Raw genomic sequence first — 12654 nt, 5'->3', positions numbered from 1 at the left:
AGGTGCAGCGAAGCAAACCGGAGCCGCTGCGCCCGGATCAGTCCCGCAGCGAAGGAACCCGAGCCTGCGAGGGCCGAACGTAGGAGCAAGCGTTTTTTTGCTTACTTTTTTTAGGCGTTTGTAAAAAAAGTGAGTCGCCGTAAGGGCGAAACCGCCAACCGCAGCGCAGCAAAAAACGGATATTCACCCAAACCAACCAACGCCTGGTCGGCCCAAAGGCCGCCAAGGCCCCAAAAAAAAGGCAACCCCAAAAAGCCGCCTATATAAACGATCAATCCGCCAGCCAGCCATTCTCCCAATACCGCAGATTGTCACCACGCAACACATAATCGCGCATGACCACCTCGTGCAGCTCGTCACCCATGCGATAACTGGCGTCAGGGTCGGCCAGATGCATGCGAATCGCCTGCAGCCATTCATCAGTGCTGTTGGTCTTCACCCGCGTGCACGGCAGGTAGCCCTGATAGGCTTCGGTATCAGTGCAGATGACCGGATAACCACAGGCGCCGTATTCCAGCAAACGCAGGTTGCTCTTGCAGTCATTGAAAATGTGAAACTCCAGCGGTGCCAGGGCCAGGTCGAGGTTAAGACTGGCCAGCTTGGCCGGATAGACGTCCAGAGGAATCACACCGTGGAACTCGTGCATGTACGGACGCAGGTCATCCGGGCACATGCCAAAGAATACCCAGTCGACTTCATTGGCCAGCTCACGCACGACATCGGCAATCACCGCCAGATCGCCATGGTGGCTGGTGCCTCCGCCCCAACCCACGCGAGGTTTTTTCGAGGTGCGGCGCTGCCCCCGCAGACCGGTCCAGAGGTTTTGCGCAAGCATGTTGGGGACCACGCGAATGTCGTGGTGCATGTCCGACAGCGCATTGGCCAGTGGTTGAGTCGACACCACCACGCGGTCGCACAGGCTGATCGCCTGGCGCACCATCCGTTCCATTTCCTGCTTGCTGGGCATGTTGCGGATATGCGCATTGCGATGCGGAACATCGATCACATAGTCATCCAGCTCGAAGATGCGCCGGGCATGGCAGAACTTTTTCAGCGGCGGGATTTCATCGATCGCGCCCTGGGAATAGCGCCCTTGCAGGACGATGACATCCGGCGACTGACGCTCGATTTCAATGATCGACGGCAAGCCGTAACGAATACACCCTTCGGCGCGGTTCGCCGCTTCCAGCTCTATCAGCGGCTGACTCATGCGGTAATGGCCAATGGCTGAGGCATTGATCGGCACAGCGAGTACGTTGGGCAATTGCGGCCTGGAAAAAGCAGTCCACCCCGTACGCAGGCCCGGCTCAAGGCTGAAACTGGTCGCTCCGACGCCCTGCAGTGACAGGTTGACGTTGAAGGCCGGATCGCGGGCAATGCGCGGCAGCCAGCGCTTGTAGAAGGTCTCTTGCTCGTGCAAATGTTGCTGGCCTTGCTCAGTTGTCGACTCGACAGTCGGGCGCACGCCCTGAGCCAGCAAGGCATAAGGCGTCCACACTACCAGGTAGCCTTCCTGGCCGATGCGCAGGCACAGATCCACCACGTTCAGCGCCTGCTTCAAATCCTCTTCGTCAAGCCCTGCCACCGCCTCGAAAACCGTCTTGCGCACCATCAGGCAATCACCGCCGACTGCACTCAGATCGTGGGTGGCCTGCAGCCGGAACATATAACCGTCCGACTGCAGCGACTGTCCATAAAATGGCAGCCCGACCGCGCCCTGCATCCCCAGAATCATGCCGGCATGCAGCACATAACCATCCGGGTTGAACAACTTGGCGCCGACCACGCCGACTTCCGGGCGCTGCGCATGATTGAGCAGTTCGTCCAGCCAGTCGGCGTGGGTGATCACTGCAAAGGTATTGAGCAGCAGCACATATTCGCCACGGGCCTTGGCCACGGCAAAATTGTGCAGGGCAGCCATGTTGTCCGGCTGCGGGTACGTCAGCACGCGGATTCGGTCACCACCCAATTGCGCGATGCCGTCCAGCCATGCTCTGGCCTCAGCGGTTTCGCTGCCGTTGTCGACCAGCAGCAGTTCGTAGTCGGCGTAGGCGGTTTTTTCCAGCACGGTCTCGACACACCGCTGCAAGGCAGCGGTCTGATCCCGGGTGACGATGATGATCGACACAAGCGGACGGCGCGCGTGCCGATAGTCGACACGATTGAGCAATTGGCAACTGCCACGACGGATTTCATGGGCAACGCCAATGCGTTGCAGATGCGCTTCGAGCACACGAGGGTTCTGTTCGATGACGCCTGGCTCGGCCAACCACCGCGACAGATCGAATGGCGACTCCAGCAGAACTTCGGCGACATGCCCGATCACCTGGGTGCCGTCGCTTTCGACCATGCGCCACAGCATGTCGTGAGGAGCCAGTTCGGTGAACGTCGTGTCAAAACCACCCAGCGCCAGAAAGCGTTCGCGCTTGAACGCCAAGGCGCGCCCGACATACGGGTAGCTGCGCATCAGATCAAGGTTGAAATCGGGTTTGAAGGCGGGTTCCACGGACTCACCATCGCGCAGACCGCCTTCATCGCTGTACACGCAACCGAGCGACGGCGAGTGCGCAATCCGGTCAGACATGACCAGCAAGGCCGGCACCATCAGCCGGTCACCGGCCTGCAACAGGTAGAACCAGTCGGCGCCCTCCAGTTGGGGCAACAGAGCGTTGATCTGACCCAGCCCGTCACCTTCCAGTGGCATGTGGAACACGCGCCCATCCAGCGTCGCCTCGTTACAGGAAGCGGACAGCACCAGAATCAGTTCAGGCGCATAGTCCTGCCGAGCAAGCGCCTCAAGCGTGCGCTCGACTCCATCGCGACTGCCCTGGGCATCAATGACGATCGGCACTATTCGCGGCTGTTGTGGCCAGGCAGCCAGAGTTTCCGGCAGTAACTTGCGCTGCCCTTCAGTGAGACTGCGGAACTGCAGCCAGTGCGCGTAGAGTTCGGCGAAGCTCCAGCTATCGATGCCGACGCACCACTCCTGGCGACTCTGCTTGGTACCCAGCGTACGGCTCAGGGGCAGCTCTTCCCAGACGCGCGGCATTGCGTCAGCCTTGGTCAGCGGGACATAGCGCACCCAACCCGGCGCTGGCGCCGACTCGCCGCTGCGCGCCTTGAGCATTTGCAGAATCCACTCGCGCTCGACCTCGACCGCGTCTTTCATCGGCTGCTGAGCGCTCAAGCGCTCCGGATACAGCCGCTCGGCACTGAGCACGGTGTTCGACATCGCCAGATTGCCGCGCCGCAGCAGGCATACGTACAAGGCGAAATCCAGGGTGGCGACAAAGCAGTGGCCGTCCTGAGTCAGCGCCGGCAACAAGTCGACGAGGTCCGAACGACGGAACAAGGCGCTGGAGAAACCGCCCAGCACATTGACCGGAAATTTTTCGAAGATGCCCAGCAGGTCATCACCCTTGAACAGACCGCTGGCCGGTGACAACGAAGTGTTTTCAAGGCGCGCCGGCAGAATGATGTCGTCGGCGTCCCAGAACAGCCGCTGAGCCAGCACCAGGCTGACTTCCTCACGCAACATCTCGTGCGCCTGCTGCTCGATGCAGGCGGCATAGAGATGGTCGTCGTCACACATGAACTTGACGAATTCACCCTGCGCCTGATCAAGGCACGCCTTGAGATTGCCGACCAGGCCCAGTGTGCGCGGGTTGCGCACATAGCGCACGGCAACACCCGAGCGCTCGGCCACAGCGCTGACAATCCCTTCGATCTCACGACCACGACTGTCATCGCAGACAATGATCTCAAGAGGCGCGTATGTCTGGCTGACGGCGCTGTTCAATGCCCGCTCGAAAAAGCGCGGATTGAACGCAGGGATGGCAATGCTGACGAGAGGAAGTGAATTCACGGCGGGCTCACAGGCGGTACGAGCCCGCTCGCAAAAACGAGCCCTTGATACCGCAAAAAATCATTAACAGAGGCACAACGTTGGCGGGCGCGCTCGCGCCCGCCAATCATCAGATCTTGTTGAACAGACCCAACTGACTGATCTTGCTGAACGCCAGTTGCGCGGCTTGCAGCATGGTCTGTTGCAGCGTCAGACGGGTCATGACTTCAGCCGGATCGGAATCACGGATCGAACCCTGGGTGGTGCTGTTCGCCGTGGTCAGACTGTCGTTGGTGATGGTCTGCATGTCCAGGGCCTGGCCGCGGGCACCAATGGTGGTGACTGCGGTGCCGATCTGGTTGGAAGCGGCATCGATGTTGCCGAGGCCCGCCTCCATCGCGCCCTGCAATTTCTGCTTGGCAACCGGATCGCCATCAACTGGCGTGTTCAGCGCGGTGATCATCTGGCCCAGGGTGTCGAGCACGTTCTGGGTCTGGTGATTGTTCGGCTGGATCGAGAACTGATCGCCTGCGGCCGGCGTGTTGCCCAGCGCGAAGGTCACACCGGCAGCGGTGGCGTTACCGCCGGCAACCGTGCCCGAAGAAACCGGCTTGCTGTCGGCGGTCACTGGCGCGGCATACAGATCGAAATCGGTGGCGCTGGTGAACTTGAGCACCGCGCCGCCCTGCGGGAAAGCTGCGGTGTAGGCTGCCTGATCGGTGATGGTCGAACCGGTGATCACGCTGGTCGACGGGTTACCCGGATTACGCGTGGTGGTGAACGAGTCCGGCGAGGCCGACAGCTGAAAACTGTGCCCTGCGATAACGGCGTCCGGGTTGGTATCGCCGGCCTTCAGGTTGACGTTCAGCTTGAGGTCGACGCCGCGGAAACTGACGGTCTGATTGGCGCCGCTGCTGTTGCTGATCAGGCCGTTCTGGCTGGCCTCGGCGGTCACATCGTTGCCCAGCGCATCGGTGATTTTCAGCTGGGTGCTGCTGACGAAATCGATGGTGTACGGCTGCCCGGCAGTGAACTTGGCATCGTAAGTGGCGGCAGTGCCGACGGTGCCGTTGGACAGCACGACACGGCCGTCATCGACGGCTGGCGCGGTCATTTTGGTGTTGGTGCGGCCGGTGTTGATGGTCTGCTGGAACGCGTCCCAACCGGTGGTGTTGGTGCCCACGGTCATGCCGTCGCCGATGCCCAGATCGATGGTGGTCTGGTCGCCGTTGTAGCTGAACGTGCCGTCAGAATTCTTCGAGTACGGCGCGGTATCGGTTTTCGAACCGGAGAACAGGTAGTTGCCGTTGGCATCCTTGGCGTTCATCAGGCCCAGCACCTGCTGCTGGATCTCACCCAGTTCCGAGGCGTACGCCTGGCGATCCTTGTCGGTGATCGTGCCGTTGTTCGCGGCCAGCGCAAGTTCCTTGGCCCGTGCCAACGCCGTGGTGATCGAATCCAGCGTGGACTCCTGCACGTTCAACGCACTTTTGGTGGTGTTGACGTTGGTCTTGTACTGATCGAGCATCGCCGCCTGCTGGCCCAATTGCAGCAAGCGCCCGGCACCGATCGGATCATCGGCGGCGGTGTTGATGCGCTGCAGGCTGCTCGCCTCGCTCGCGGTGGCAACGGCCTTGTTGAAGTTACGCTGATAATCCGAAGCTTGCGTTCCGTAATACTGGGCGGTGGAAATGCGCATGAATTACGACTCCTTAAAGGCTGTTGATCAGCGTGGCGAAAGTTTCCTGCGCAGCTTTGATGATCTGCGAAGACGCTGTGTAGTACTGCTGGTACTTGACCAGGTTGCCGGTTTCTTCGTCCAGGTTGACCCCTGAAAGCGAATCGCGGGCACCCTTGGCGTTCTCCAGAATCGCCGTGGTCGCGGCGCTGTCGGACTTGCCTTGGGCGGTCTTGGTACCGACGTTGGTCACCAGGGTGTTGTAGGCGTCGGTCAGGCTGATGCCCTTGCTCGCCGAACCGGTGTCCACGGTCTGTTTGGTTTGCAATGCGACCAGTGCCTGGGCGTTGCGGTTGTCCGAAGACGCCGCGCCGGTCAGGTTCATGGTGAAGGTCTCGCCGGTTTTCGGCGTGCCGCCCACGGTGGTCTGCACGGTGAAGGTCTTCTGCACGTTCGGCGTGACGGTAGTGTCCATCACCGGGTTGCCGCTGGCATCGACGATGCCGACTTTCAAATTCAGCGTGTTCGACTGGCCAGGGACGATGGTGCCGGTGCCGATGGTCGCGCCCTTGGCGTCGACCAGATTGTACGATTGGCTGCCGCCGCTGGCTGCGCCGAACACCAGTTTGACCGGCGTCGAATTCTTCAACGCTGCCTGCATGTCAGCCTGGGCGGTCGGGTTGTAGATGTCGATCTTGTCGCTGAGCGTCGGCTGGGTGTAAGTGCCCAGACCGTTGGCGCTGGCGACACCGGTCAGCGGACCTGCCGCTGCGATTTTCTTCGGATCGGTCAGGACCGTCTGAATGCTCGCCGCCGCGTTGCGGGTCGGCGTGATTTTGAACGAGTCACCCGCGCTCAGCGCGCCGCCATTCAAGGCAAGGGTGAAACCGTCGATTACTGGCGGCGGATTGGTCGTGGTACTGAATGCGCCCAGATCGGTGCCGTCGGAACGCTTGACGGTGTAATCGGTGGCGCTGGTGAAGGTCACCTGATAATCGCTGGTGGTCAGCTTGCCGGTGTCCTTGATGGTCACATCGAGGTTGCCCGAACCGGCGCTGTTGCCGTCCTTCGCAATGCTGCGCTGACTGATCAGGGCGGCACTGTTGATGTTGTTGAAAATCGCCGCGCCGAAGTCACCGTTCTTGTCGATGCCCTGGGCTTGCTGGCTGTTGATCTGATCGGCAATCACCAGAGCGACGCGACCGAGCTCGTTGAGCGACGGGTCGAGGACTTCCTTGCGATAGGTCAGCAGACCGCCGATTTCGCCGCCGCTGATCACCGAAGTGATGTCGATGGTGCTCGAACCGCGATCCATCTGGATCGACATGCGCGACGGGTCGGTCTTGCTCGCGACCATGCTCAGGCTGTTGGTGGTGTTGCCGATGACCAGCGGCTGGCCGCTGCCGACATAAATGTCGAAGCTGGTGCCGCGCTCGACGACCTGGGCACCGGTCAGCTCGGAGAGCTGACGCACGGCTTCGTTACGGCTGTCGAGCAGGTCGTTCGGCGCCCCGCCACTGGTGGAGATTTCGCCGATCTTCTGGTTGAGATTGGCGATCGCCGTGGCGAGTTTGTTCACCTGGGCAGTCATGTCGCCGAGGCTGCCGTTGATCGTGGTGTTCTGGTCGTTGAGCTGCTTGGCCAGGGTATTGAAACGGCTGGTCAGCGCCTGCGCGCCGGTCAGCACCGACTGACGCGAAGTGTCATCGGTGGCCGACGTCGATACGCCCTGCATCGAGGTGAAGAATTTCTGCAGCACACCGGTCAGGCCGGTGTTGGTGTCCGACAGCATGGCGTCCAGCGGCGTCGCCTGCTTGAGGAACGCGGCCGATTCGCTGTCCAGCGACGTCGCGGTGTGCAGCTGCGATTCCAGGTACGAGTTGTACACCCGGCGCACGTCGGCCAGGGTCGTGCCCGTGCCGATGAAAACGCTGCCGTACTGCTGCGAGGACTTGGTGCCCTGCACGGTTTGCTGACGTGAATAACCGGCGGTGTCGACGTTGGCAATGTTGTTGCCTGTCGTAGCCAGAGAGGACTGGCTGGCCGACAGTCCCGACATCCCGATATTGAGCAAACTCATGGTTCAGACCTTATTACCTGGTGCCTTATAAAGGCGTGGTGGAGACACCCGCCGCAGCGTAGTTTTCAAAACTGTTCATCTGCTTGGCAATTTGCGAAATCTTCGTCGCGTAGTTCGGGTCGGTGGCGTAACCGGCCTTCTGCAACTCGCGTACAAACTGTTCTGGGTTATCGGCCGACTTCAGCACTTCTTGATAGCGATTGTTGCTCTGCAGCAACGTCACCAGATCGTGGAAGCTGTCCTTGTACGAGGCGTAGGAACGGAACTCGGCCGTCTCCTTGACCATCGCGCCATTGCGGAACTCGCTGGTGATCGCGCGGGCCGAATCGCCTTTCCAGTTGCTGCTCGCCTTGATGCCGAACAGGTTGTGGCTGCTGCTGCCATCCTGAGCGCGCATGACCGATTTGCCCCAACCGGTTTCCAGTGCCGCTTGCGCCACCAGATAACGCGGATCGACGCCGATGCGGTCGGCGGCTTCCTTGGCCATCGGCAGCATGGTATTGACGAATTCGTCGGCAGAACTGAAGGCCTTCTTCGCCGGTGCCAGCGGAATCTGCGCCATGGCGCGGCCGTAGACCTGCATCTGGCCGCCAGCGGCTTTCTGCTCTTCGGCACGGGCCAGCCAGTCGCCGTTGTACAACGCGCCTGAACCTGTGAGGGCGGTGGTCGTGGCCCGTTGCGGCAAGGCATTGGATGCTGCGGCCGCAGTGGTCGCATTGGCCACGCTCGGCGCCGACGGCACCAGACCGGCGAGCAACCGGTCGGCCAGTTTCGGCGGCAATGCCAGACGCCGCTGGTTGATCAGCGCCATGTCGTTGCGATGGGAAATATCGGTGTTGTTCGGCGCATGCACCGAGCGCGATGCCCACAACGGACGCTCGCCGTTGACGCGGGACAGCGGACCGGTGGCGACGGTGCCGGCGGCAATCGGCGTCGGCACGGCGGCGGCCTTGGCCAGCGCTTCCTGCTGCTTGGCGGCGGACGCGGCGGCAGCCTCGCCCGGCGCCATCGGTTTGTTCTTCGACATCTGCCGGATCAGCACGTCGGCCAGGCCGATACCACCGCCCTCCCGCGACATGGAAACCGCCAGTTGCTGGTCGTACATTTCCTGATACTGCTTGGCCGCCGGCGTGTTCAGCGGGTTGTCCTGGCCGAGCGCTTCGGTGGCCGAGCGCATCGACTTGAGCATTTCGCCGAGGAACAGCGACTCGAATTCCTGCGCCACCTTGCGCATGTTTTCGTCGCTGTTCTTGTCGCCGACCTTCAGCTGGTTCAGACGATTGAGGTCGGAGTAGGAACCCGAATCGCTGCTGCTGACCAGACCGCTTTTGCGCATATCCATGGTGGCCGGCCTCAGATCACGATCAGGTCGGCTTGCAATGCGCCGGCCTGCTTCAGAGCTTCGAGAATTGCCATCAGGTCACCCGGTGCCGCGCCGACCTGGTTCACCGCACGGACGATCTCGTCGAGGGTGGTGCCCGGGCCGAACTTGAACATCGGTTTGGCTTCCTGTTCGGCATTCACTCGCGAGCGCGGCACGACGGCGGTCTGGCCGTTGGACAGCGGGCCCGGCTGGCTGACGATCGGGTCTTCGGTGATGGTCACGGTCAGGCTGCCGTGGGTCACGGCGGCTGGCGACACTTTCACGTTCTGGCCGATGACGATGGTGCCGGTACGCGAGTTGATGATGACTTTTGCCACCGCCTGACCCGGATCGATTTCGAGGTTCTCCAGGATCGACAGGTAGTCGACGCGCTGGCTCGGATCCAGCGGCGCAGTCACCCGCACCGATCCGCCGTCGATGGCTTGGGCGACGCCAGGGCCGAGCATGTCGTTGACCTTGTCGACGATGCGCTTGGCGGTGGTGAAGTCGGAGCGGTTGAGGTTCAGCGTCAGGCTGTTGCCCTGGTTGAAACCGCTCGGCACCGCACGTTCCACCGACGCACCGCCAGGGATGCGACCGGCCGACGGAACGTTGACGGTGATCTTCGAACCATCGCGGCCTTCAGCGTCGAAACCGCCAACGACGAGGTTGCCCTGAGCGATCGCATAGACGTTGCCGTCGATACCCTTGAGCGGCGTCAGCAGCAAGGTGCCGCCACGCAGGCTCTTGGAGTTACCGATCGAGGACACGGTGATGTCGACCTGCTGACCCGGTTTGGCAAACGCTGGCAGATCGGCACTCACCGACACCGCCGCGACGTTCTTCAACTGCACGTTGCCCGATCCCGGCGGCACCTTGATGCCGAACTGCGAGAGCATGTTGTTGAAGGTCTGCAGGGTGAACGGGGTCTGCGTCGTCTGGTCACCGGTGCCGTTAAGCCCGACCACCAGGCCGTAACCGATCAACTGGTTGGAGCGCACGCCGGAAATGCTGGCGATGTCTTTCAGCCGCTCGGCGTGTGCGGTGAACGCCGCAGACATCAACAACGCGGCCACCATAAGGCTTTTCAGATTCAACGTAGCCACCTAGAAAGGGAACAGCGGGCTGAGGAAGAAACGGTCGAACCAGCCTGGCTGACTCGTATCGGCAAACGCGCCGGTACCCGAGTAGGTGATGCGCGCATCGGCGACACGGGTCGACGACACGGTGTTGTCGGTCGCGATGTCGTCGGCGCGGACCATGCCGGCGATGCGTACCAGTTCGTCACCGGTGTTGAGCGTCAGCCACTTCTCGCCACGCACGGCGATGATGCCGTTGGGCAGCACGTCGGCCACGGTCACGGTGATCGAACCGGTCAGGCTGTTGCTCTGCCCGGACTTGGCATCACCCTTGGTCGAACGGTCGGCGCTGTAGCCGGCGTTCAGGCTCAGATCACCGCCGCCAATCGGGTTGTTGGTGGTCAGGCTGGAGCCGAACAACGAGGTCAGCCCGATCGAGTTATCGCTGTTCTTGTCCATCTGCGAGTTGGCGTTCTTGCTCGCCTGGGTGCGCTCGTTCAGGGTGATGGTGATGATGTCACCGACCCGGAACGCCTTGCGATCGCTGTACAGGTTCTGCTCGAAGCCGGCCTGATAGATCGAGCCATTGTTGGCAGCCGCCGGCAACGGTGTGCGCGGCAACACCGGGGCGTAGTAAGGGTCATTGGGCTTGGGCGTCGGGGCGACGCAGCCCGCGAGCGAGACGACCCCACTCAATGCCAGAACAGATACAAAGCGCTTCATGACCCTACCTCACGGTGTTGCTGGCGACCTCAGGCCGCCCCAAAGACTGGATTACAGATTCTGCGTTACGAACGAGAGCATCTGGTCGGCGGTGGAGATCACCTTGGAGTTCATCTCGTAGGCGCGTTGAGTGGTGATCATGTTGACCATCTCTTCAACGGTGCTGACGTTCGAGGTTTCCAGGGTGTTCTGCAGCGTGGTACCGAAACCGTTCAGGCCCGGGGTGCCGACCTGCGGCGCGCCGGAAGCAGCGGTTTCCAGGAACAGGTTGTTGCCCACGGCTTGCAGGCCGGCCGGGTTGATGAAGTCGGCGGTCTGCAGGTTGCCGATCACTTGCGAGGCCGGGTTGCCGGCGATGGTGATCGACACGGTGCCGTCACGGCCGACGGTGAAGGTCTGCGCATCGTTCGGGATGATGATCGCCGGCTCCAGGGCGAAACCGCTGGCGTTGACGATCTGGCCATTGGAGTCGAGGTGGAAAGTACCGTCACGGGTGTAGGACGTGGTGCCGTCCGGCTGCAGGATCTGGAAGAAACCGCGACCGTCGATGGCCATGTCCAGCGGCTGCTCAGTGGTTTGCAGGCTGCCGGCGGTGAAGTTTTTCTGGGTGCCGACAATGCGCACACCGGTACCCACTTGCAGACCCGACGGCAGTTCGCTGTCCTGGGTCGACTGGGCACCTGGCTGACGCTTGATCTGATAGAGCAGGTCCTGGAACTCGGCACGGTCACGTTTGAAACCCGTGGTCGAGACGTTCGCCAAGTTGTTGGAAATGGTGGTCAGGTTGGTGTCCTGGGCGGACAGACCGGTTTTGGCAACCCATAGAGCCGGAAGCATTCGATTCTCCTCGTGCGCCTGTTTTACGGCGCGACGTTCTGATAATTAGCTGATCTGCAAGACCCGAGCCATGGCCTGGTCGTCGTCTTTGGCGGTGTTCATCATCTTGACGTGCAACTCGAACTGCTTGGCCAGGGCCAGCACCGAAGTCATTTCTTCCACGGCATTGACGTTGCTCGACTCAAGGAAACCCGAGACCAGTTTGACGTTGGCGTCGGCTTGCGCCGGCTGGCCGTCCTTGGTGTAAATCGAACCGTCGAGGCCTTTGTTCATGTTCTTGATGTCCGGGTTGACCAGCTTGATCCGGTCGACTTCGGCCATGACGCGGGGGCCTTCGCCCATCGCGCGAATGCTGATGGTGCCGTCTTCGCCGACTTCGACCTGCTGCTCGGGCGGCACGGCGATCGGGCCGCCATTACCGATCACCGGCATGCCGTTGCCGGCGCGCAATACGCCGAGGGCGTCGATGTTGAGGCTGCCGGTGCGCACGTAGCTTTCACCACCGCTGGGGTTTTGCACGGCGATGAAACCGTTGCCGGATACCGCGACGTCGAGTTCACGACCGGTCTGCACCAGCGAGCCCGGCGTGAAGTCGGTGGCGGGACGTTCGCTCATGGCAAACGCACGCGCCGGAAAGCTGTCACCGAACACCGGCATCGAACGCGCCTGCTCGAGGTCGCGCTGGAAGCCGTTGGTGGAGATGTTCGCCAGGTTGTTGGCATGCGCCCGCTGCGCCAGTGCGTTCTGGCTGGCGCCGGTCATTGCCACATAAAGGTACTTGTCCACTGTGTTTCCTCTGCATGCCGGACGTTTGCCGCCCACCGCTGTACTGCTCAGCCATAAGCAATTTGCAGACCAACTTTTTATTGGCGGGCGAAGGCCCGGTAAACAGGGGACTTGAGGGGATCAGAGGGGGAATCTGAAATGGGTCGAAGACGAAAAACCGGCGGTGTCATGCCGCTTCGCGGCAAGAGATCAAAAGATCGCAGCGTTCCGCAGCTCCTTGTATCTCGACTAACGCTCCGTCAGGAGCGATAGTTCTCGACTGAT

Annotated in this window: 8 protein-coding genes; all 8 read right to left on the bottom strand. The window is 61.4% G+C overall.

Annotated elements, in window-relative coordinates; genetic code table 11:
- Positions 1 to 271: 271 nt before the first annotated feature.
- The 8 genes from D8U61_RS06860 to D8U61_RS06825 all read right to left on the bottom strand — a co-directional run bounded on the left by D8U61_RS06860 (position 272) and on the right by D8U61_RS06825 (position 12390).
- On the bottom strand, positions 272 to 3865 hold the full coding sequence (locus tag D8U61_RS06860) for a glycosyltransferase (RefSeq protein ID WP_130926654.1): 3594 nt from the start codon (positions 3863 to 3865) through the stop codon (positions 272 to 274).
- 109 nt (positions 3866 to 3974) lie between these two features.
- Positions 3975 to 5543: a flagellar hook-associated protein 3 gene (locus D8U61_RS06855; protein ID WP_130926653.1), complete on the bottom strand. Its 1569-nt coding sequence runs from the start codon at positions 5541 to 5543 to the stop codon at positions 3975 to 3977.
- 13 nt (positions 5544 to 5556) lie between these two features.
- Positions 5557 to 7602, bottom strand: coding sequence for a flagellar hook-associated protein FlgK (flgK, locus tag D8U61_RS06850; protein WP_071171415.1), 2046 nt, complete (start codon positions 7600 to 7602; stop codon positions 5557 to 5559).
- A 25-nt stretch (positions 7603 to 7627) separates the two neighbouring features.
- Positions 7628 to 8944 carry a flagellar assembly peptidoglycan hydrolase FlgJ gene (flgJ, locus tag D8U61_RS06845; RefSeq protein ID WP_122611663.1) on the bottom strand — a complete coding sequence of 439 codons (1317 nt, stop codon included), beginning with the start codon at positions 8942 to 8944 and terminating at the stop codon, positions 7628 to 7630.
- 11 nt (positions 8945 to 8955) lie between these two features.
- Positions 8956 to 10044: a flagellar basal body P-ring protein FlgI gene (locus D8U61_RS06840; protein ID WP_024012083.1), complete on the bottom strand. Its 1089-nt coding sequence runs from the start codon at positions 10042 to 10044 to the stop codon at positions 8956 to 8958.
- A 27-nt stretch (positions 10045 to 10071) separates the two neighbouring features.
- Entirely contained in the window at positions 10072 to 10767 is a 696-nt protein-coding gene (gene flgH, locus D8U61_RS06835; protein ID WP_016771110.1) for a flagellar basal body L-ring protein FlgH, read from the bottom strand.
- A gap of 51 nt (positions 10768 to 10818) precedes the next feature.
- On the bottom strand, positions 10819 to 11604 hold the full coding sequence (gene flgG, locus D8U61_RS06830) for a flagellar basal-body rod protein FlgG (RefSeq protein ID WP_024012082.1): 786 nt from the start codon (positions 11602 to 11604) through the stop codon (positions 10819 to 10821).
- Between the two features lie 45 nt (positions 11605 to 11649).
- A complete protein-coding gene (locus D8U61_RS06825) occupies positions 11650 to 12390 on the bottom strand; it encodes a flagellar basal body rod protein FlgF (protein ID WP_016771112.1) in 741 nt (246 codons plus the stop codon).
- Positions 12391 to 12654: the final 264 nt, after the last annotated feature.

The sequence above is a fragment of the Pseudomonas sp. Sample_14 genome (assembly GCF_004307515.1).
Taxonomy (GTDB): Bacteria; Pseudomonadota; Gammaproteobacteria; order Pseudomonadales; family Pseudomonadaceae; genus Aquipseudomonas; species Aquipseudomonas atacamensis.
This window is presented reverse-complemented; position numbering and strand designations above follow the sequence as displayed.